This window comes from Gemmatimonadaceae bacterium (assembly GCA_036273715.1).
In the GTDB taxonomy this organism is placed as follows: Bacteria; Gemmatimonadota; Gemmatimonadetes; order Gemmatimonadales; family Gemmatimonadaceae; genus JADGGM01.
In genome coordinates, this window is record DASUHB010000074.1 from 113030 (window position 1) to 133490 (window position 20461).

General features: G+C 66.5%; 16 protein-coding genes and 1 tRNA gene. 7 read left to right on the forward strand and 10 right to left on the reverse strand.

Annotation, left to right across the window (positions count from 1 at the left end):
* Positions 1–41: 41 nt before the first annotated feature.
* Together VFW04_18900 and VFW04_18905 are read right to left on the reverse strand one after the other, a co-directional pair.
* The gene (locus tag VFW04_18900; protein ID HEX5181408.1) at positions 42–620 is read right to left on the reverse strand and encodes a hypothetical protein; all 579 of its coding nucleotides are present in this window, start codon (positions 618–620) and stop codon (positions 42–44) included.
* A 166-nt stretch (positions 621–786) separates the two neighbouring features.
* The gene (locus VFW04_18905; GenBank protein HEX5181409.1) at positions 787–1410 is read right to left on the reverse strand and encodes a pyridoxamine 5'-phosphate oxidase family protein; all 624 of its coding nucleotides are present in this window, start codon (positions 1408–1410) and stop codon (positions 787–789) included.
* 104 nt (positions 1411–1514) lie between these two features.
* Between VFW04_18905 and VFW04_18910 the strand changes: the two genes are divergently transcribed.
* The 3 genes from VFW04_18910 to VFW04_18920 all read left to right on the forward strand — a co-directional run bounded on the left by VFW04_18910 (position 1515) and on the right by VFW04_18920 (position 5311).
* Positions 1515–3149 (forward strand): PLP-dependent aminotransferase family protein, encoded by a 1635-nt coding sequence (locus VFW04_18910; protein HEX5181410.1) that lies wholly within the window; start codon positions 1515–1517, stop codon positions 3147–3149.
* A gap of 42 nt (positions 3150–3191) precedes the next feature.
* Positions 3192–3914 carry a GntR family transcriptional regulator gene (locus VFW04_18915; GenBank protein HEX5181411.1) on the forward strand — a complete coding sequence of 241 codons (723 nt, stop codon included), beginning with the start codon at positions 3192–3194 and terminating at the stop codon, positions 3912–3914.
* Positions 3915–4039: 125 nt separating this feature from the next.
* Positions 4040–5311: a hypothetical protein gene (locus tag VFW04_18920; GenBank protein ID HEX5181412.1), complete on the forward strand. Its 1272-nt coding sequence runs from the start codon at positions 4040–4042 to the stop codon at positions 5309–5311.
* Between the two features lie 55 nt (positions 5312–5366).
* On the opposite strand, the gene VFW04_18925 is transcribed toward VFW04_18920, so the two are convergent.
* The 3 genes from VFW04_18925 to VFW04_18935 form a co-directional block, all read right to left on the reverse strand.
* A tRNA-Cys gene (locus VFW04_18925) sits at positions 5367–5438 on the reverse strand.
* A 22-nt stretch (positions 5439–5460) separates the two neighbouring features.
* Positions 5461–6831 carry a VanZ family protein gene (locus VFW04_18930; protein HEX5181413.1) on the reverse strand — a complete coding sequence of 457 codons (1371 nt, stop codon included), beginning with the start codon at positions 6829–6831 and terminating at the stop codon, positions 5461–5463.
* 75 nt (positions 6832–6906) lie between these two features.
* Positions 6907–7629 (reverse strand): hypothetical protein, encoded by a 723-nt coding sequence (locus VFW04_18935; GenBank protein HEX5181414.1) that lies wholly within the window; start codon positions 7627–7629, stop codon positions 6907–6909.
* Between the two features lie 353 nt (positions 7630–7982).
* On the opposite strand from VFW04_18935, the gene VFW04_18940 reads away from it, so the two are divergent.
* Together VFW04_18940 and VFW04_18945 are read left to right on the forward strand one after the other, a co-directional pair.
* Positions 7983–9794 (forward strand): serine/threonine-protein kinase, encoded by a 1812-nt coding sequence (locus tag VFW04_18940; GenBank protein ID HEX5181415.1) that lies wholly within the window; start codon positions 7983–7985, stop codon positions 9792–9794.
* Positions 9795–9853: 59 nt separating this feature from the next.
* A complete protein-coding gene (locus VFW04_18945) occupies positions 9854–11890 on the forward strand; it encodes a trypsin-like peptidase domain-containing protein (protein ID HEX5181416.1) in 2037 nt (678 codons plus the stop codon).
* Positions 11891–11945: 55 nt separating this feature from the next.
* On the opposite strand, the gene VFW04_18950 is transcribed toward VFW04_18945, so the two are convergent.
* On the reverse strand, positions 11946–12227 hold the full coding sequence (locus VFW04_18950; GenBank protein ID HEX5181417.1) for a KGG domain-containing protein: 282 nt from the start codon (positions 12225–12227) through the stop codon (positions 11946–11948).
* A gap of 494 nt (positions 12228–12721) precedes the next feature.
* Between VFW04_18950 and VFW04_18955 the strand changes: the two genes are divergently transcribed.
* Positions 12722–13771: a hypothetical protein gene (locus VFW04_18955; GenBank protein HEX5181418.1), complete on the forward strand. Its 1050-nt coding sequence runs from the start codon at positions 12722–12724 to the stop codon at positions 13769–13771.
* Between the two features lie 60 nt (positions 13772–13831).
* Here the strand turns inward: VFW04_18955 and VFW04_18960 are convergent, their stop codons facing one another.
* Both VFW04_18960 and VFW04_18965 read right to left on the reverse strand, forming a co-directional pair.
* Positions 13832–16177 carry a polysaccharide biosynthesis tyrosine autokinase gene (locus VFW04_18960; protein HEX5181419.1) on the reverse strand — a complete coding sequence of 782 codons (2346 nt, stop codon included), beginning with the start codon at positions 16175–16177 and terminating at the stop codon, positions 13832–13834.
* Between the two features lie 193 nt (positions 16178–16370).
* Positions 16371–17639 carry a polysaccharide biosynthesis protein gene (locus VFW04_18965; protein ID HEX5181420.1) on the reverse strand — a complete coding sequence of 423 codons (1269 nt, stop codon included), beginning with the start codon at positions 17637–17639 and terminating at the stop codon, positions 16371–16373.
* On the opposite strand from VFW04_18965, the gene VFW04_18970 reads away from it, so the two are divergent.
* Positions 17619–18170 carry a hypothetical protein gene (locus VFW04_18970; GenBank protein ID HEX5181421.1) on the forward strand — a complete coding sequence of 184 codons (552 nt, stop codon included), beginning with the start codon at positions 17619–17621 and terminating at the stop codon, positions 18168–18170. The two genes, VFW04_18965 and VFW04_18970, sit on opposite strands and share 21 nt — an antisense overlap.
* A 160-nt stretch (positions 18171–18330) precedes the next feature.
* On the opposite strand, the gene VFW04_18975 is transcribed toward VFW04_18970, so the two are convergent.
* Positions 18331–18972, reverse strand: a complete 642-nt coding sequence (locus VFW04_18975) for a sugar transferase (GenBank protein HEX5181422.1) — start codon at positions 18970–18972, stop codon at positions 18331–18333.
* A gap of 5 nt (positions 18973–18977) precedes the next feature.
* Positions 18978–20204 (reverse strand): DegT/DnrJ/EryC1/StrS aminotransferase family protein, encoded by a 1227-nt coding sequence (locus VFW04_18980; protein ID HEX5181423.1) that lies wholly within the window; start codon positions 20202–20204, stop codon positions 18978–18980.
* Positions 20205–20461 lie beyond the last annotated feature (257 nt).

Genomic DNA, 20461 nt, shown 5'->3' on the forward strand with positions numbered 1-20461 from the left:
CGGCCCGGGCGGCGAGCGCTGCCCGGGCCGTGTCGTATCGGTCAGCCCGCCGCCGGAGGCGCGAGCAGCGGCGCCAGACAGGCGGCCGCCAACGCGTCGGTGCTCAGGATCGGCGCCTCGTCCGGGCCCGCGGGCTGCCACCCCCACCCCTCGGATGTCTGCACCTGGCGATACACATCGGCCCGCAGGATGGTCGCCGCCGCCGACTCGCGCCGCCGCGTGGCGCCGCGGACCGCCACCACCCCCAGCCACTCGATCACCTGCAGCTCGCCTAACGAGACGTCGGTGAACTGCGCCGCGAACCACGACACGCTCACCGCGCGCTCCGCGCCCTGCACCACGCACCGGTCCGGCGACCGGTACGGCACGAGCGCCGACTCCGACTGCTCCGCCGAGACGCCCGGCCCCGGAATGCGATGCTTGATGTCGGCGACCATCTTGTCGAGGAGACGCTCGAGCTCGCGCCGCGCCGCCGCACGCTGCTGTGGCGTTAGGCGCGACCCCGCGTCGGCCGCCCCGCCCCCCGATAGCTCGTCGATCCGTCCCTCGTCCCCCTCGCCCACATCCACCGGCTCGGCAGGCGCCCCAACTCCTTCGCTCGGCGTCGGCTTTCGCTGCATGGGTCCTCGCGGAATGTCCGCACCGCTACGTCGTGATCCAGCGCTCGCGCGCCCCAGACGATGAAGATCGGCGGAGGAGCGACCAGCGCGAGCTCGCACGCGCTGGGATAGTCCCGAAAGGTACACCGCCACCGCGCCCAGCGCGCGCCGCCCGAAGAGACCCCGACTATCGGAGCTCGATCACCCCCGCCGACCCCGGAGCCGTTGGATCCGAATCGCGCGGCCCCGTTGGTCCGCCGCGACGCCCCTTCGCGCTCCACTCTTCAATGGCGATCGCGATGATTGCCGTCGCACGCAGATGCGCATCCGGAATCGCCTCGTAGTCACGACCCGCGGTCCGCCCCGGATAGTAGCGCGCCACCATGTCGTGCAGCAGCGCGCGTTGGGCTTCGGCAGACGGCGGATCCATCGCACGGCCGAACAGCACCACCGATCGATAGTTCACCGAGTGGTAGAGCGCCGTCCGCGAGTATACCAGCCCATCCACCAGCGTAACCTCGATGCACACTGGCGCACACGCCGCGAGATGGCGCACCAGCCGGCTGTGATGGGCGCCGTGCAGATACACATTCGTCGGCCGACTCAGATCGAAGTGATACGTCATCGGCAGCACGAACGGCTGGCCCTCCACCGCGAAGGCCACGTGCGCCACCAAACCTTCCGCGAGAATCGATGCCGCTTCGTCCGGAATGCCGCGATCGGGATGCACCCGCAGCATCGCGCGGTTGGTCGTCCGTTCGTCGGCGTGCGCGAGCGGCGATGCCGTGGTCGATGAGAGCGACCGAGTCATTTTCCGAGCCGTGTCGAGGTGTCAGCCTGGCGCGAGCCCCTGCGCGTCCGTATCGTACGGCGGTATTGGACTTGTCAAAAGTGCCAGAACTTCACCAATCGACCATGCCAGACGACTCCGCCCGCGGGCGCCGCCCAACCGGGCATCGCGTCCCCAGCGCGCCAAGCATCCTCGTGCGGTTGGACACGACGCGCGACGAGCCGCTCCACCACCAGGTGTACGCCGACATTCGCGACGCCATTCTCGCCGGACGGATCGCCGCACGGTCTCAGCTCCCGTCCACGCGATTGCTCGCCAAAGAGCTCGAGATCTCCCGCACGACCGTCTCACTCGCCTTCGACCAGCTCCGAGCCGAAGGGTTTCTCGACACCCGCGAGCGCGGAGGCACGTACGTCGCCGCGACGATTCCCGACCGCGCGCTCTCGGTTGCGCGGCATCCCGTGCGTCGGCCCGCGGCGCATCCGCGCCCAACGACGCGCGCCAATTCCCCGCCTATCGTTAGCACGCCCTCGCGCCGGGGCGCGGCGCTGGCGGCGCTCGCCACGCCGAGCATTGCGCTGTCGCGGCTCCAGCCGCGCGCGTTTCGAAGCGGCGTCCCATCGCTCGACGCGTTCCCGCACCGCGTGTGGGGCCAGATTTCGGCGCGCCTCTGGCGGCGCGCGCCACGCGCGCTGCTCGCCTATGGAGTGCCTAACGGACACGAGCCCCTGCGGAAGGCCATCGCGCACTACCTGGAGGCGTCGCGCGGCGCGCGATGCAGCAGCGAGCAGGTGATCGTCGTCGGCGGCTCCCAGGAAGCGCTCTATCTCGCCGCGCACCTCTTGATCGAGCCGGGCGAGAGTGCATGGATCGAGAACCCCGGCTACCCCGGCGCACGCAATGCGCTCTCGGCCGCCGGCGCCCGCCTCGTCGGCGTGCCGCTCGACGCCGAGGGCCTGGATATCTCGCGCGGCCGCACGCTCGCGCCCGATGCACGCATCGCGTACGTCACGCCATCGCACCAGTACCCGCTCGGCGTCACGATGAGCATCGGTCGCCGCCTTGCCATGCTCGACTGGGCGCGCGAATCCGGCGCCTGGATCCTCGAAGACGATTACGACAGCGAATTCAGATATTCCAGCCGTCCGCTCCCATCGCTGCAGGGACTCGATGCCGCAGGCGGAGACCAGCCGGCTCGCGTCATCTACATCGGCTCGTTCAGCAAGACGCTGTTCCCAGCGCTGCGGATCGGGTTCCTCGTCGTGCCCCCGATGCTCGTCGACGCGTTCAGCGCAGCGCGCTCGGTGATCGACCGGCAGTCGCCGACCTTCGAGCAAGCAGTGCTCGCCGAATTCATTGCCGAGGGACACTTTGTGCGGCACGTTCGGCGAATGCGGGCGCTGTACGCCGAGCGCCAACACGCCCTGCTGCGCGGCATCGAGTATGGACCGTTGATGAATCACATCGAGTCGGCACCGTCTGACGCTGGCATGCACCTTGTGGGATGGTTGCGTCACGTCGCCGATGACCGACGTGCTTCATCGCTCGCGCTCGACGACGGGATCGAGGCGCAGCCCTTGTCGGCCATGTCGCTCGGCGGCTCGGCGCGGGCGGCCTTGCTGCTCGGCTACGCGGCGTTCACGCCGGCGACTCTCTTGCGGTCGAGCGAGCGCCTGGCATCGGTGCTCGATGGACTTCGCAGGCAGTCACCGGCCGCAGGACGGAGCCCGAACGTTGCACATCGGATTCATCATACATAGTATGACCACATGACTAACCCGACTTCCTTCGCCAGGCGCCGATTGGTCGACGAGGTCATCGATCATTTTCGCGCCGAGATTTCAAGCGGCCGGCTCACGACCGGCTCGCGGCTCCCGCCGGAAGCAAAGCTGACCGCGCAGCTGGGCGTCAGCCGGACGACGCTCCGAGAAGCGATGGTCGTGCTGTCCCACAACGGCCTCGTCGATGTGCGACAGGGTGACGGCACCTTCGTACGGAGCGACAACTCGACCGACCGGGACGACTTGGCTCGTCGGCCGGTGGTCGAACTGCTCGAAGCACAGCGGCCAGTCATCCTTGGTCTCGTGAGACTGGCGGCGTCGCGTCGCACAGAGCAGGATGCAACCCGGCTCGGCGAACTGGCCGCTGCGTTGGAATCCGCGCGAGACGACGTCGTCGTCACTGATGCTTATGCGCTCGAATCAGCCTTGGCCGACGCCGCACACAGCGATCTGCTGGCACATCTCCATCGGCGAATTTCCGCCGCGCTGCGCGCGAAAACGCGAGAGCGAGCGACGAACGCCGATCCCAGTGCGGATGCTACCCAATATCTCCGCCGGTGCGCGCGGGCTGTTGTCGATCGCGACGCGGAGTCCGCCGATCGGAACGCTCGCCTCTGGCTCTCAGCGCAGGCATCGTCGCTCGCGCCCGAGCAGACAATGGTGAATTACGCGGCTCCGGATCTCAGGCGCGGTCCTCGAGCCAGCCACGCCCGGCGCACAAACGCCAGCCCCAAAGACAGTTAGCCCTCTTTAGACATATCATCAGACGTATGATGTTTCGGCTCGCACGGTCGGCGCTGCTCACTGCAGCCATCGCTGTCCCCGCCCGCGCCGCCGATTGTTTCGCACAAGCTATGACGATGCCGGGAATGAGCGACTCCACAATGCGCATGACCGGCGTGCTGTCCCTCCCCATGAGCCGAGAAGGCTCCGGTACGTCCTGGTTGCCGGATGCCTCGCCGATGATGGCAAATCATTTCGCGGCCGGCGACTGGGACTTCATGTTTCACTACCGCGCGTTCGTGTACTACGATCGGCAAAACGACGCCGACCCCGCGCGCCGCGGCGACGATCAGATCGGCAGTGTCAACTGGGCCATGCTCATGGCCGGTCACGATCTCTGGAGGGGCCGCCTGCAGCTCCGCGCCATGATGAGCGCCGAGCCATGGACGGTCGGCGCCGCCGGCTATCCTCTGCTCCTGCAATCCGGCGAGTCCTACCACGGTCGGCCGCTGCACGATCGCCAGCATCCGCACGACCTGTTCATGGAGCTGGCGGCAATCTATTCCCACGCGTTAGGCCGGAACCTGGCCTTCCAGGCCTACCTCGCCCCGGTCGGCGAGCCGGCCACGGGACCCGTCGCTTTTCCGCATCGCCCATCGGCATCGGGTGATCCCTTTGCTCCGCTCGGCCACCATTGGCAGGACGCGACGCACATCTCCTATGGCGTCGTGACCGCGGGCCTGTTCTCCAGATCCTGGAAGCTCGAGACATCCCTTTTCAACGGCCGCGAACCGGATCAGGATAGGACGAACTTCGACTACAAGGGCCGGAGCCTCGACTCCTATTCGGCGCGCTTCACTGCAAATCCGGATGCGACGTGGAGCCTCAGCGCCTCATACGCCTACTTCAAGAGTCCTGAAGCCTTGGATCCCGAAGTCTCCGAGCAGCGCATCAGCGCGTCCGCGTTGAACACGCGATCTATCTGGACGTCCGGAGAGTGGGCGAGCGCTTTGATTTACGGCGCCAACCGGTTCCAGCACAGCGACGCATGGTCGAACAGCCTGCTCTTCGAGAGCAACCTGGCGGTTGACGCCTGGAACTCGGTATTCGGTCGGGTCGAGTATGTCGCCAAAACGGCCGCCGACCTCGACATCGCCGACCGCCCTCCGGAGGCGCGCTTCGACGTGGGCTCGATCGCATTCGGATACATCCGCGAAATCGCGCGCTATCCCGGCGGATCGTTAGGCTTGGGCGGCCGGTATGCGATCGACCTCGTTCCGCAGAGCCTGGCGCCGCTCTACGGATCGCGAACCCCGACCGGATTTTCCGTGTATCTCCGCTTCCGCCCGCGGGCCCTGCACTCGGATGGCACGTCCCGGATGGCCGATCCGCCTAACGGAGCCGGCCCCGCGCGCTGACCCCGGCGGCCGCCGACCGGCGCGGCCTCGCCGATGCGCGCCCGGGGCTTGCGAGAGGCGCGGGCCGGAATCGAACCGGCGAATAGCGGTTTTGCAGACCGCTGCCTTACCACTTGGCTACCGCGCCATGACTGCGACGTAAGGTATTGCTACGGACCGACATGAACAAGCGGCAGCTCCTCTCCCGGCGCGCCGGCCGCGCCCGATCGACCTCCCGTCGGCCTGCCTAACAACTCGCCCCGAGCCTCACACCCCGCCCGCCGCGCCGCCACGAAACCCACCACCACCGCCGCACACTGCGTCAACAGATCCGTCACATCGAACGTCCGGGTCAACACCAGGATCTGCCCGACCTCGAGCACGATTGCCAGATACACACCCGGCAGCACGTTCGCCAGCTTGCCGCGATACCGCAGCGGCCACGCGGCCAGCACCAGGCCGAGCGACACGTACAGAAAGAACTGCTCGGCCACATCCATGACGCCGAACAGGTCCGACGTCGTGCCCAGAACGCCTAACGGAGTCAGGTGCGGCGCCGTCACCTGCGCACGCACCGCCTGCCACGACGCCCGCGGCAGAAACGGCCGCCACGCCCACGCCACCAGCAGGACCGCCAGCGCCACCGCGAGGATGCGCGCGCGCCGCTGCTCATCGCCGCGCGCCGTGACCGGCGCGCCCCACCGCCACGCCGCCGCGGCGCCGATCGCCACCGCCAGCGTATGCCCAACGATCGCGCTCACCTCGATCGGTTGACCCGCAATGCCGTGCGCGATCTCGACCGCGAAAGCAAACACGCCGCCCGCAACCATCACCGCGATCGCGGCGACACCGCCCCCGATCCCCAGCTCCACCAGCGCCGCCTGCATCACCGCGCCACCCGGCGCGAACAGCGCCATGTCCGTGATCGACACCCGCCCGATCGCGAACGGCCTCACGTACCGCAGCGCGTTCGCAAGACGGTTCGCAATCGATCCGCCGGACCACGGATTCATCCCGTGCCGGTAAAAAGGCGAAAACATCTCGGCGCCCATCGCGCACCAGTACGACACCGCGATCGTCAGCAGCGGCACCCCGGCCACCGTGGCGCGCCGCCGCAGCCACGCGAAGACGCGCACCATCGCCACGAGACCGGCCGCGCCTAACAGAGCACCCAGCGTGTTGGTCGTGACGTCGTTCACGCTCGACGTGCGCATCGCCGAAAACAGCTGCGCGGTCTCCACACAGATGCTCAACGCGCACCCGACCAGCGTGATCCACACCACCCGCCGCCACGCATGCGACCGCGGCGACGTCACCAGCCACACCGCGCCGAATCCAGTGAACAGAAGCACGTTCCGCGCGGCATCCACGACGTCCGATCCGGCCGTCGCGAACACCAGCGCGTGACGCCACCGCGACGCCACCATCGTGGGATTCGGGTCGAAATGGAAGTGCGTCAGCGTGGCCAGCAACACCACGACCACGTATCCGCCGCGCGCTGCGACGCGGACCCACCGGCGGGCCGTCGGATCGAATGTCACGAGCGGACCGGCAGCGCGCCCCTCAGCCGCAATCGCCTGACGTAGATCCTCCGCATTCGGCGTGTCGGCGCGCGCTCAACGACCGCCGATCGAAAGCCCGATGCCGACCAGCCAGTTGCCGCCCTTCAAGAACACGCGCGACAACGCGAGGTTCGCCGTGAAACTGCGCGCGAGCACTCCGACGCCGGCCGCGAATTGGAATTGCAGCCCCGCCTCCGTCCCGCTGTCGGGCTTGACCAATCCCACGCCGACCCCGGGCGCAACGTACGGCACGAGCCGCAGGCCTCGCGGCGCCGGCACCAGCGATACGGGTAGCGACACCGAACCGGACACCAGCGTCGTGTCGTGCGGATTGGCAAAGCCGACTTGGGCCGTGAGGCCAATGTCGAACGTTGCGCGCTGGTCCCCGCGACCCGTCGGGATCGCGACGAGATTCTCCGCCAACCCGAGCGCGCCCATCACGTGCGAGTCGCACGCGTTGTCCGTACAGTTAGGCCAGTAGTATCCGCCCGTCGCCGACAGCGACACGCCACCCACCGGCACGACGACGCTCAGCCCGAAATCGTGCGTGTACTCGTGCGAGTCGAAGCTCATGAGGCCGTACCGCACGTGCACGCTCACCTTCTGCGCTCGCTCGCCCGTCACGCTCACATCGAACAGCGGGCCGAGTGCGCCTGCCGGCGTTTGCGTGAGCGCCCGGTACGCCGCCGAATCGCTCGCATCCTGCGCCCGCGCGCTCGGGCAGAGGAGCACCGCACACGCCGCGAACCCCGCAAGACCATTCAGAAGTCGCGACATGAATCCCTGAGAGAACGACCCGGCGCCGAAAACGTGCGTCTGGCGGCGCGCCACAAAGCCCCTCAAGATGCCGGGCACCGCGAGGCCGGGGAAGTCCTCGCACGCACCGGCCGCCCAACCGATCGGCTCGGTTCCCGTTGCTCGCAGCCATGTCCAAGATTGCCCGTCCTGCATATCTTGGTTGTGGCCTTCGGCAGGCAGTCGTCTGCCGCCGCAACGCAGTTGTCCGTTGCAGGCCGTTGCAACGCTTCGTCTCATTTGCGATCGCTTGCCGTTGACTCATCGCGTCCCGGACGCATGGCTTACACGCGTCGTTGTGCCCCGCTGACGCCCACGAGAATCCCGAAGAGCGCGTGAACGCCCCCGCCAAGACCTGCCCGCAATGCGGTCAGACGTATGACTTCGAGCAGCGCTTCTGCCCGCGCGATGGCTCGACACTGCGCGCGCCCGCTGGCAGCAACCTGGTGGGCTCCGTGCTCGCCGATCGCTATCACATTGTTCGGCGCATCGGCGAAGGCGGGATGGGCCAGGTGTATCTCGCCGAGCATGTGAAGATGCGCCGGCGCAGCGCCGTGAAAGTGCTGCACCAGGGCATGGTCAACGACCCCGACGCGATCGCCCGCTTCAACCGCGAAGCCTCCAACGCGAGCCAGATCCAGCACCCGAACGTCGCCGCCATCTACGATTTCGGTGAAACCGACGACGGTCTCATCTACCTCGCCATGGAGTTCATCGATGGCGAGCCGCTGCGCAAAGTCATCGAGCGGCAAGGCGCACTCCCGGCGGCCCAGGCGGCCGACATCACGCGACAGGTCGCCGACGCGCTCGACGCCGCGCACGAAATGGGCATCATCCACCGCGATCTCAAGCCCGACAACATCATGATCGCGCGCGGCCGCAGCGGAGAAGATGTCGCCAAGGTGGTCGACTTCGGCATCGCCAAGGCGACGAGCGGCGACGACCAGAAAGTCACGCGCACCGGCCTCGCCATCGGCACGCCCGAATACATGTCGCCCGAGCAGTTGTCCGGCGACGCCCTGGACAACCGCACCGACATCTATTCGTTAGGCCTGGTCGCGTTCAACATGCTCACGGGCCAGCTGCCCTTCCCGGCGGTGTCGTCCCGCGAAGCCATGATCGCCCGCCTAACGGAACGCCCGCGCACCCTGGCCGAAATCAAGGACGATGTCGCGTGGCCGCCCGAGCTCCAGACCGTCATGGATCGGGCGTTGGCCAGCCAGCCGCAGGAACGCTATGCCCGCGCCGGAGACTTCGGACGCGGTCTCGTCCGCGCCGTCGACGCCATGCCCGAGAGCGCCCTCTCGAGTACCGGCACACTCGCGATCGCCGTTCCGCACCCGAATGCACCTACCGTGCAGCGGCCGGTCCCCAAACCGCCTGCCACGGTGCCGGTGCCCACGCCGGCTGCTCCTCGCCAGCCCGGACGCCGGCCGACACCGCTCATCGCGGGTGCGCCAACGCAGGTCGACGGAACCGGCGCTGGCCGCGTCGTGCTCACCGCGTTCATCGCCTTGGCCGTGATCGTCGGCGGCGGCGCCACGTGGTACATCTTCAACTCGCGCGGAAAGCCCGCGGTATCGCCCGCGGCCACCACTGCCGTCGCATCCCCGAACGCGACGTCGCCCAACGCGTCGGCGCCCAACGCGTCGGCGCCCAACGCCGCCAAGTCTGGCCCGGCGGCGGCGGCTACGCTTGCCGCGAGAGACAGCGCCCATCACGACTCCGCACGCGGGCGCGCCGACTCCTCCAGCGCCAAACAGCTCGCCGCAACCGCTGCGAGCCCGCCGGCGACGGCGCCTTCGTCCACTGGCGCAGCGTCCAACGCTGGAGCAACGTCCGCCGAATCTGCCTCGGTCGACGCCGGACCACCGCCCGCGGATCTCGATTCGGTTCTCGCGCCGATCCGCGACAACATCGAGGTCGGTCGGTCTCGCATGGCCGACGGCGAGTACGAAGGCGCACGCGTCCGATTCGCCCAAGCCGACGACCAGATCCGCCAACTCGGCAAACCATATGCGGCGACCACTCAGGCCGTCGCGCTCCGCCGCGATCTTTCACACGCTGTCGACGCCAACCGCGCCGCCTGCCGCGCCGAGAAGCAAGTCGACGAGCGGCGCGGCCAGACCGGGCCGGATTGCCCCTGATGCCAATGCGCCCATCTATCAGTTCTTGCTCCGCACGCCTCGCAATCGCCGTCGGCGCGTTGCTGTTAGCGCTGCCCGGCCTGCCGGCGCTCGCGCACGCCCAAGCCGCCAACGCCTACTCACTGTCCGACATCGTCGACCTCGTCAAGAACAAGGTCCCGAGCAAACGCGTCCTGGCCCTGGCCAAGGAGAATTGCGTCTCATTCAGCTTCGACGACGACGCCAAGAGCAAGCTGCGTCGCGCCGGCGCGAGCACGTCGCTGATCACTGACCTCTCGTCCGTCTGCGGCCCCGACAATCCGAAGCCCACTGCCGCCGACAGCGCGAAAGCGGCACCGCCTCCGGCGCCCGTCGCCGTCGCGCCGCCGCCCGACACGACCTTCCCCGTGAAGATCCGCGTTGCCGTCGTCGGTACCGATCTCACGGTGCGGCCGGTGCCGCAGATGGATCTCTACGTCATCGGTCCCCAGGGCGATACCACGCGCATGTCCACCGATCTGGACGGCTCGGCCGGCGGATCGTTCAAGGATGGCGTTTATCGCGTCGAGAGCGCGCGCAGCGTCACCATCGGCAACGAACGGTATCGCTGGGCGTTCTACCAGACGTTCGCGAAGGACATGCGGACGATCGAGCTCACGCAGAAGAACGCGATGATCGATACGATCGCCGCGGCCGCGGCCCCCGCCGCAACCACCACGCCCGCGGGCGCCGCGGGCACGAGCACGCCGGCCGCATCCCCCGGTCCCGACAGTGCGCAACCCGCCGCGACCGCCGGGCCCACGGACAGCGCGGCCGCGCCCAAGACGCCGGTCAAGCCCGTTAGGCACGAAAACGTCGAGCGCGACATTTTTGACAAATACAAGAGCGGCGTGTTCACCGTGTTCGGCGCCGGGCGCGGCACCGGCTTCCTGGTGGACTCGACGGGCCTCGTCGTGACCAACGCCCACCTCGTCAAAGGCGCCGATGAAGTGCGCGTGCAGATCGACTCGGCCACCAAGGTGTACGCGAAACCGCTCGTCACCGACGACGCGAAAGACATCGCCGTCCTCGCCATCAACATGAGCCATTGCAGCACGTGCGCCGTGCTGCCGCTGTTCGACAGCAGCAAGAGCACCGCGCCCGTCGCCGGCGATCGCGTGCTCGCGCTCGGCTCTCCGATCAACCGGCTGTCGGTGCTGTCCATCGGCATCGTGAGCTCCGCCGACGATCACGCGATCGTGAGCGATGCCGGCGTGAATTGGCTCAACACCGGCGGCCCGCTCATCAATCTCGATGGCTACGTGATTGCGTTGAACAGCACCCGAGAGAGCCAGCTGGCGCTCGCGGATGTGAGCGCCGGACCGCGCGTCGCATCGTCGGTCCCGGTTGCGTCCGTGGCCGATGCGGTGCAGCGCGCGCGCACCGCGCTGTCTGCGTTAGGCGCAAACGCGCCGACCGATTCGCTCTTGCCGGTGCTTCCTCCCGATCCCTTCCCCAAGGCGCCGATCGATGCGGTGAGCGCGCTGCCGCGCCTCGACCTCGATGTGTATCGCACCGGCGGCGGTCCGTTCCGCGTGTTGGTGATGACGCCGCAGGTCATGGCGTGGCGCCAGGCCCAGGCGGACAAGGCGCTCGCCGCGCGCAAACACGATGACCCGCGCAAGACCGCGCAGTGGCGGCGGATCGATCCCATCGAAGGGTGGCGCGACTGGCGCGATTATCTCGATGATCGGCGCGCCGTCATCGTCGTGAACGTGATGCCCGAAGCGGCCGCCTTCCCGTTCTACGACGCGGACAAGATTCAGAACATCGATGCGGGGAACTTCAAGTCGATGGTGATCACGCGCGACGGTGTCCCCATCGTCCCGGTGGAGAAGGTGCGGATCCCCGCGGTGCTCAATGTCGATGAGATGCGCGCGAGCGGACGCCAGGTGCCCATGCAGGGCATTTACGTGTACCGGATCCGCGACTTCGCGCCGCGCGCCGTGGGAACGACCGCGACGTACGCCGTGCGTATCGTCGATGCCGCGCAGCCGGACAAACCCGTCACCATTCCCATCCAGCCTGCCCTGATCGAGCAGCTCTGGAAGGACTTCACACCCTACCGCTTCCCGTGACGCCAAGGGCGATGGAAGCTCGCTCCCATCGCCCTCGTGTCTCGATGCAGCCGCGTTAGAACCGCGCCGACATCCCGTTGGATGACGGTCCGGTACGACGTGCCGCACCGCGTGCTTCGCCGCCCTTCCGTCCGATCAACGACATGTGGTCACGATCGCGGCTCACCGTCATGCCGCCCTTGCGTCCCGCTTCGCGGGCCTCGTCCGGCGAGAACTCGTGCGCTGTTCCCTGCGCGTGCGCGGCACGTCCACCCTTGCTCGCGATCTCGCGCTGCTTCGACGTATCCATTGCCGCGAAGCCCCGATTGCTCTTGGTCACGTGACTGGTGCTGGCCATCGATTACTCCTCCAAGTAGGCTGTCCTCTTGATCGCCTTCGCCGCACAACCGCCCCGCCGACGTCGTCGATTTCGTTCCACGTCGACACTGCGTTGTACATCGTTCGCGACTGCACGGCGCGTGCAATGCAGAGGCCAACTTACTCTATGGGAGCCAATAAGGTATACGACCTCGGCCATACAATTTTCTTTGTCAAAGAGACCGGTTCGACGCGTGTGTTTTTTTACACGGGCAATGCCCAACGACGCGTGTCGCGATCCGCTCGCTGCGCCGGCGCGCCCTCGCCGGTGACCCGAATGCTTCCCCAACGGTCCACTTCTCGGTGTTGTCGCGTTCCCGCTCCGAGGGAGGACCCGTGTCGCTCCGCGCCAGCCGTCCGCGTCGCCCGTCGCTTCACGTCGCTCGTATCGTTCGAACGCTCGCGACGTTCTCAGTGGTGTTCGCGGCAAACGCGTGTCACGATGCCACCGCGTCCGGCGCCTCTCTGCGCGTCATGACGCGTACGACGGGCGTCGATCTCGCCGTCGATCCCTACACGATTACGCTCGATGGCAAATCGCCCGTGTCGGTTCGCGACTCGACTTTGTACGCCTTTACCTCGCTGGATGCGGGCCGCCACAGCGTCGGCATCGGAAATCTGGCCGGCAACTGCGCGCTCTCCGGCGCGAGCCCCGTGTCGGTCGAGGTGATTCCCGTTGGTCTCGATACGGTCACGTTCCACATCGCGTGCGCGGCGCGCCCGCTCACCTTCGTGTCGGAGCGCGCAGGGCCCAACGAGATGTACGCGATCGAGAGCGATGGCGGCGGTGTCGCGGCGGTGAGCGACGGTAGCGCGAACGACATCACGCCCGCGTGGTCGGCCGATGGTGCGCACGTCGCCTTCGCCAGCAACCGCGGCGCCGGCGGCAATTATGAGATCTACGTGATGAACCGCGACGGCACGAACATTCACGCCGTCACCAGCGCCGGCGGCTTCAACTGGTTTCCCGCGTGGTCGCCGGATGGGACGCGGCTCGCCTTCGAGTCGGCGCGCGATGGATTCCTCGCCATCTACGTGATCAATGCCGACGGCACCGGCCTCACCCGCCTAACGGCGGATACTGCCGGCGACGAGCACCCGAGCTGGTCGCCCGACGGCAGCCGCATCGCGTTTGCCAGCGCGCGCGGCGGGGCGCCGCAGATTTACACGATGGCCCCCGACGGCTCCGACGCGCGCGCGCTCACGCAATCGGCCGATCCTGCGACCGCGCCATCCTACTCGCCCGACGGCTCGCGCCTGGCGTACGTCGTCGTGCCGGCCGCCGGCAACGCGCGGCTCCACGTGATGGCTGCCGATGGCTCCGGCGACGTCACGGTGACGGATGGTGCCGACTTCTCCACGTTCCCCGCGTGGTCGCCCGACGGCCGCAAGCTGGCCTTCATGGCGCAGCACGAGGGTGCGTGGCAGGTCTACATCATCGGCGCCAACGGCGCGCGCCTGACGCCGCTCACCAGTGATGATGGGACGAACACGTTTCCTGTCTGGAAGCCCGCAGCGCCCTGATGCACGGCGGCCCGGCACCTAACGGTGCCGGGCCGCCGCTGCGCGGAGTCCGTTCGCTCCTCACTCCCTCGCGGCGTATCCGTAATACGTCGCGTAGCCGTACTGATCGTACAGCGGCACCTGCTCATTCGGGTCATTGAGCACCGCGCCCAGCACTCGCGCGTCGACGTCCTGGAGCTGCTGCACCGCCAGCTGCGCCGCACGGCGATCCGTGTGACCGGCCCGCACCACGAGCAGGACGCCATCCGCCAGCGACGCCAGGATCGCCGAGTCGGCCACCGGCAGGACCGGCGGGCTGTCGAGCACGATCACATCGAAGGTTTCGGCAAAGCGCTCGAGCAGCGTGCGCATGCGGGAACTCCCAACGAGCTCCGGAGGATCGGGCGGCAACGCCCCCGCGGTGACGAGCGACAAATTCTCGACGACGGTCCGCCGGCCCGCGCCCGGCACCAGCTCGTCGGACATCAGCAGCTCCGTTAGGCCAGGACGCCCCGACACACCGAAGATCTCGTGCTGGGTCGGGCGACGCAGATCGCAGTCGATGAGCAGCGTCCGCATCCCGTGCTGCGCGAACGTCGTCGCCAGATTCGCCGCAATGGTCGACTTCCCGTCCTGCGCGAAGGGACTCGTCACTACGATCGTCTTGAGCGAGTTCAGTGCACGCGAGAACAGCAGCTTCGTACGCAGGGTCCGATATGCCTCGGCGCTGACCGACTGTGTGTTCGTCAGCGTAACCAGCCGCTCGGGCAGCGGCTTCTGCTTGTCCTTGTGCGCGGCGCCTGTGATGCCCGCCGCGAGCGCCGCCTGCGCCCGCTTCTTGAGCACGGTGTTGTCGTTGCGCGGAATGACTACGAGACCGGGCACCTGCAGCGTCGCTTCCGCATCGTCACGCCCGCGAATCGAGCGATCCAGGTGCTCGATCACCAGCGCGCAACCCGATCCGAAGAAGAGGCCGAGCAACAGGCCAAACAGAATCTTCTTCGACATTGCCGTGCCAATGGGCACGTGCGGCCGCAACGCCTTGTCGACAATTTCGACCGATCCGACTTCCGCGGCCTCGGCCAGTCTCGCCTTCTGGAACTCGTCGCGCAGCTGGTCGGCGCTCTTCTGATACGCCTGTACGCGTTCCGTTAGACTCGCCTCGTCGGCATCGGACGCCGGAATCGACGCCAACACGTCCGTGCTCGTTACCTTGCGGCTCTGGAGCGATGCCAGCCGCTGTGTCAACGTCGACTGAATGCCCTCCAGCATCGACCGCAGGCGCGTCACCCCCGTCGACTCGAGCGTGTCGATCCGCTGCACGTCGGGGTTCGTCGGCGCGATGCCTAACGTGATCAGCGAATCGCGCGCCGAGCCGAGCTTGACCAGGTCGTTGTACTGTTGCGTCACGATCGGACTCGCCGACGCACCCTGCGCCGACAATGCCGCGCCGAGTTTCTGAAGGGTCGCGCGGCCGTTGCCCGCCTTCAACTGTTCCAATACCGCGGCGTACAACCGCTGCTGCAGCTGCACATCCTCGATCTGATCCTGCACCTTGGCCACGTCGGACGCCTGTGCTTGGAACTTCTCCCGTGCGCTGTAGGACTTTTCGCGCGACCGGAACGAGCTCAACGCGACGCGCGCTTCGGTCAGCAACGAGTCGTTCTGCTGAAGCTGGGTCTGAATGAACTGACGCCGCAGCCGCGCCGCTTGGGCGGCTTCGTCCACGCTGTGCTGCTGGAAGACCGTGACGAGCACGTTGACGAAACGCTGGGCGAGCACCGGATCGCTCGACGTATAAGCCACGTCGATGACGTTCGTGGCCTCGCGAGGCTTCGCCTTGATGTTGCTCAGTAACCGCTGCACCGCGTCGTCTCGCGTCGAGACACTGAGCTCCCCGTGTTTCGTTTTCGGATTGCTCGCGATCGCGAAATGCGTCCCCGCCACGTCCAAGACTTCGCCGTACGCAGCGCGCGTCGCTTTGCCGCCCGCCGTCCCCACGACGCCCTTCGAGTCGAACGAAAGATCGAGCGCGAATGCTCGAGCCGAGTCCGGCCCTGTCGTGTCGATGCTGAAATCGGTTACCAGCTGTCTAGGGAAACCCTCGGTGCGGACACGAAGGCTGGGTAGGCTATCGACCACCTGACCCAGAACCTCACGACTCGTCAGAATTGCCACTTCGGACAAGACGGGGTCCGTCGTCGGCCGAAGGCCGCCCCCATTCTCAGCTGGGTCCACGAGCCCGCCCGTGAGCGCGCGGCGAGTATCGGTGAGCTGCAGCGTGCCGCTCGCCTCGTAGATCGGTGCACTCGTGAGCGCCAGCCACAGCGCCCCACCACCGCACAGGGCCGTGATCGCCACGATCAACCAGATCCGGCGCCGAAGCATCGTCAGAATCTGCTGTAAGTCGAGCGGCGCGAGGACCATGGGGTCCTCCACCCGCTCGCGCTCACGCCGACTCTCGACCGAAATCGGCCGCGAAACGGCTGACGAGCGATGACCGGGCAACGGTAGATGTTGTGGCATTGAGACCAACTGCTGAATGTATGTCGAAGTGCGGACTAACGCCGCGCGAGCCGATATGGATTCATCCCCGAAGCACCGCCCGCACGCAGTCCGACTACACAATCCCAGCGGACTGGGCAACATTCCGAGCCACACGCTCCCGCGTGCGCGGCGCGCTGGCCTGAGTGGCAACCCCTATGCCCATCAATGGAGGCACACATTCGGGGACAAGCTCGCGTAGCAAGGCCAGAGAGGCCTGAACGTCGTCGCAGTTAGCGGCAATGAGCAATCGCTCAACAGTCTGTTGCACCGCCGCGCCGTCGACTTCGTCGCTCTGTACGATCCCGACTTTTTCGGCGGACGTCGGTACAACCTGTTCTACGGCCGACATGAGCTCTTCTTCGATCTTCTCGCCCGGTCGAAGGCCGGTGAACACGATCTGAATGTCGCGATGCGGCTCCATTCCCGACAACCGGACCAGGTTTTCCGCGAGATCCAAGATGCGAATCTGCGCACCCATGTCCAACATGGTGATACGTCCGGCTGCGTCCGGCAGCACAGCGGCGTGCAAGACGAGTTGCGCCGCTTCCATGATCGTCATGAAATACCGCCGCACATCGGGGTGCGTCACCGTCAGCGGCCCACCATGTGCCAACTGCTTTTTGAACAACGGGACGACACTCCCATCGCTGCCGAGCACGTTGCCGAATCGCACGGCGCGAAACTCCGTGTCGGACCGCACGAGCGACGGCCATCCGAGGACGATTCGTTCCGCGACGCGCTTGGTGGCGCCCATCACACTCGACGGTCGTACCGCCTTGTCGGTGGAAATCAGCACGAACTGGCGCGCGCCATGCGCTGCCGCGCACTCTGCGACAGACAGTGTGCCCCAGATATTGTTCCGGACCGCCTCACGGATGTTGCGCTCCATGAGCGGCACGTGCTTGTAGGCGGCCGCATGGTACACGTGTGCGGGCCGGTGCTCCTCGAACAACCGCATTGTGCTGTCCCGATTCGCAATGTCGGCGACGATCGGCACCACCTCGATGTTGGGATGGCTCCGCCGGATCTCGAGATCGATGAAATACAGTGCGCTTTCCGCCTGATCCACGAGAACGAGTTTCCCCGGTTTTGCACGCGCGATCTGGCGCGTCAGCTCGGAGCCCACAGAACCGCCGGCACCAGTGATCAACACCGCGCTGCCGCCGATGTTGCGCGACACTCGCTCCTCATCGAACGCTACCGGCTCACGCACCAATAGATGTTCGAGCTGTACGTCCGCTAAAACACCTGCCTTGGCGCCGCCTTCGAGTAGGGAGCGCATGGATGGCAGCCGCTTGAACTCGACGCGAGCATCGAGACAATGGCGGACGATGCGGCGCATCTGCTCGGGCGTCGCGCGCGAGATCGCGATGACGACGAGTCCGATCTGCTCCCGACGCACCGTCTCCCCGAGGCGCTCCACGCCACCGATCACCGACACGCCATGCAGCGAGCGCCCGTGTTTGGATACGTCATCGTCCAACAGCGCGACCACGGTCATGGCGCGCTCCCCGTCATGGTTGATTTGCCGCAGCAGTCGCTCGGCCGCTTCGCCGGCGCCCACCACCAGGACTCGCTTGCCGGCGCCGGTCCGGCGCACTCTGCGACGCATGCGACCTTCGAGAGCATACCGAACCGCGAATCGCTCACTACTCGCAAACAGGAGCGTGATCAACCATTCGATGACCGGAACCGATCGCGGCACCGCGCCGAGCATTCCGAAGAGCGCCAAGCCGCCGACGAACATCACCGTTCCTGCGGTCACGGCCTTCGCTTGAGCCAGAAGGTCGACGAGGCCGAAATGCTTGTAGAATCCTCGGTGCAGGCCAAACGCCGCGAACGCCGCGAGACGTACCGCGACCAAGATGCCTAACGTGTCCAGAAACACCGGCAAGGCGGATGCCGGCGGCTTGCCGTCGAACCGAAGGGCGAAGGCCGAGGAATAGGCAGCAACGACGAGGACGATTTGCGCTGCCCAGATCACCGGCCGACGGTGCCGCATCAGGCGGCTTGCAAGCATATCGCGGCGGCTCCTAAGAATGGTGCGCCGAATCCACGAGAACGCCCGCGCTGGTGCCGGATCCCGTGCTTTTCATGGTGCGCCACAGGGTGGCGCCGATCACATGCAGGTCGCTCCACATCGACGCTCGTTCGGCATAGGCGAGATTCAGGCGGATCTTTGCCGGCATGATTCGTTCGACGTAGACTCGCTCCGGCTCCGCCTCTGCAGCGAGTTGTTTCTGCTCATCGAAGTACGCCAGCGACGCCGGATCGGTGATGCCAGGCGTCAACGAGAGAACGCGGCGTTCCGCGGCACCGTAGAACGAGACGTATCTCGGCACTTCGGGACGCGGCCCCACCAGACACATCTCCCCACACAACACGTTCAGCAGCTGCGGCAATTCGTCGAGTTTGGTGCGCCGCAACCAGCGTCCAACTCGCGTGATACGCGGGTCGTCTCCGACGGTGAGCTGCCCACCGCTCCGTTCCGCGTTGGTGACCATCGTGCGGAACTTCCAGATGCGAAACAGGCGGCCGCCCGCGCCGACGCGCTCCTGACGGAAAAACACCGGTCCGGAGCTGTCGAAAGCGATGGCGACCGCCACGACTGCGAATACGGGCCATATCAGTAGCAAGCCGAGTGCAGCCGCTACCAGATCGACCGCGCGCTTCATGAAACTCAACGACGAAATGTGCGAACGACGTCCAGCACCGCCTCGACGACGTCCTCGACATCATGCGCCGACAACCGAGGATTCAGCGGCAGGCTCAACACGCGCTCGAAGTTCGACTCGGCCACCGGGTAATCGCCGCATTCGTAGCCGTAGCGATTGCGGTAGTAGCCATGCATGTGAATCGGGATGAAATGCACCGACGTGCCGATGTTTCGCTCGGCCAGCTCCTCGATGAACCGGTCGCGATTGATGGTGAGGACCTCGGGATGCAACCGCAGCGTATACAGGTGCCACGCGTGCCGAACGTCGGAACGCTCCACCGGCACCTCGAGTGCATCTTCGCCTGCGAACGCCGCGCTGTAGGTCGACGCGATTTCGCGGCGCCGACAATCGAACTGGTCGAGCTTCCGCAATTGGCACAGTCCCATTGCGGCCTGGATGTCCGTCATGTTGTACTTGAAGCCGGGCTCCACGATGTCGTATTGCCAGCTGCCGCCCTTCGCATACCGCGTGAGCGCATCTTTCGACATCCCGTGCAGGCTGATCGGCCGGGCGCGATCGAGAAAATCCGCGCTGCCCGTGAGCATCCCGCCTTCCGCCGTCGTCAGGTTCTTCGTTGCGTAAAAACTGAACGCCGTCGGATTCGCGCCCGAACCGATCCGCCGTCCCTTGTAGAACGCCGGCAGTGCATGCGCCGCATCTTCGATCACGAAGAGACCGTTCTCCGACGCGATCTCGCCGATCGCATCGAGATCGGCTGGATGCCCGGCGAAGTGCACTGGAAGAATCGCACGCGTTCTCGGCGTGATCGCACACTCGATGGCGCGCGGATCGATGTTCATCGTATCCGGCTCGACATCGACGAGCACCGGACGCGCGCGCACGTGTTCGATGACGTTCACCGTCGACGCGAACGTCATCGGCGTCGTGATCACTTCGTCACCGGCCTCGATGCCTAACGCGACCAGCGCCGTATGCAATCCCGCCGTGCATGAGTTGAGCGCAAGGGCGCCGGCAGCACCGAGGTAGTCCGCAAAATCGTGCTCGAAACGGCGGGTCTTCGGACCGGTGGTCAGCCAGTCCGAGCGAAGCGTGTCCACCACTTCCAGAATCTCTTCTTCGCCCACCACGGGCGGCGAAAACGCAAGGAACTCGGATCGCGGCACGTAGACGCCGGTGCGGCCCGCGCGCCTAACGGCCGCGGCCTCGCGATACGTGGCGATGCTCGTCACACGCTCGGTCGACGTACGCCGCGTCCGCGAACCAAGCGAGGCAGACGTCGCCTGGCTCACGTCTGTCGCTGGACCAACCGCTTTGGCGGCGATGTTCGGCTCTGAACTGTACATCCTCACCCTTCCAACCCAGGGAATCGCTCGGCCCGCTTCCAACCGATTTGCTGGACGAACGCCGGCGAATTGTTAGCGTTTTCTAACGGAAAACGGTCACCCACCATAAAGAGCCATAGCGGAGGGGTCAATAGAGCAGAATC

What these genes read in the sequence shown, in the direction of transcription:
- VFW04_18950 (HEX5181417.1), bottom strand. Translation starts at nt 12,227, where the DNA reads ATGGCCAGCACCAGTCACGTGACCAAGAGCAATCGGGGCTTCGCGGCA.
- VFW04_18920 (HEX5181412.1), top strand. Translation starts at nt 4,040, where the DNA reads ATGAGCGACTCCACAATGCGCATGACCGGCGTGCTGTCCCTCCCCATG.
- VFW04_18960 (HEX5181419.1), bottom strand. Translation starts at nt 16,177, where the DNA reads ATGGTCCTCGCGCCGCTCGACTTACAGCAGATTCTGACGATGCTTCGG.
- VFW04_18965 (HEX5181420.1), bottom strand. Translation starts at nt 17,639, where the DNA reads ATGCGCCGCATCGTCCGCCATTGTCTCGATGCTCGCGTCGAGTTCAAG.
- VFW04_18905 (HEX5181409.1), bottom strand. Translation starts at nt 1,410, where the DNA reads ATGACTCGGTCGCTCTCATCGACCACGGCATCGCCGCTCGCGCACGCC.
- VFW04_18975 (HEX5181422.1), bottom strand. Translation starts at nt 18,972, where the DNA reads ATGAAGCGCGCGGTCGATCTGGTAGCGGCTGCACTCGGCTTGCTACTG.
- VFW04_18955 (HEX5181418.1), top strand. Translation starts at nt 12,722, where the DNA reads ATGACGCGTACGACGGGCGTCGATCTCGCCGTCGATCCCTACACGATT.
- VFW04_18935 (HEX5181414.1), bottom strand. Translation starts at nt 7,629, where the DNA reads ATGTCGCGACTTCTGAATGGTCTTGCGGGGTTCGCGGCGTGTGCGGTG.
- VFW04_18970 (HEX5181421.1), top strand. Translation starts at nt 17,619, where the DNA reads ATGGCGGACGATGCGGCGCATCTGCTCGGGCGTCGCGCGCGAGATCGC.
- VFW04_18900 (HEX5181408.1), bottom strand. Translation starts at nt 620, where the DNA reads ATGCAGCGAAAGCCGACGCCGAGCGAAGGAGTTGGGGCGCCTGCCGAG.
- VFW04_18910 (HEX5181410.1), top strand. Translation starts at nt 1,515, where the DNA reads ATGCCAGACGACTCCGCCCGCGGGCGCCGCCCAACCGGGCATCGCGTC.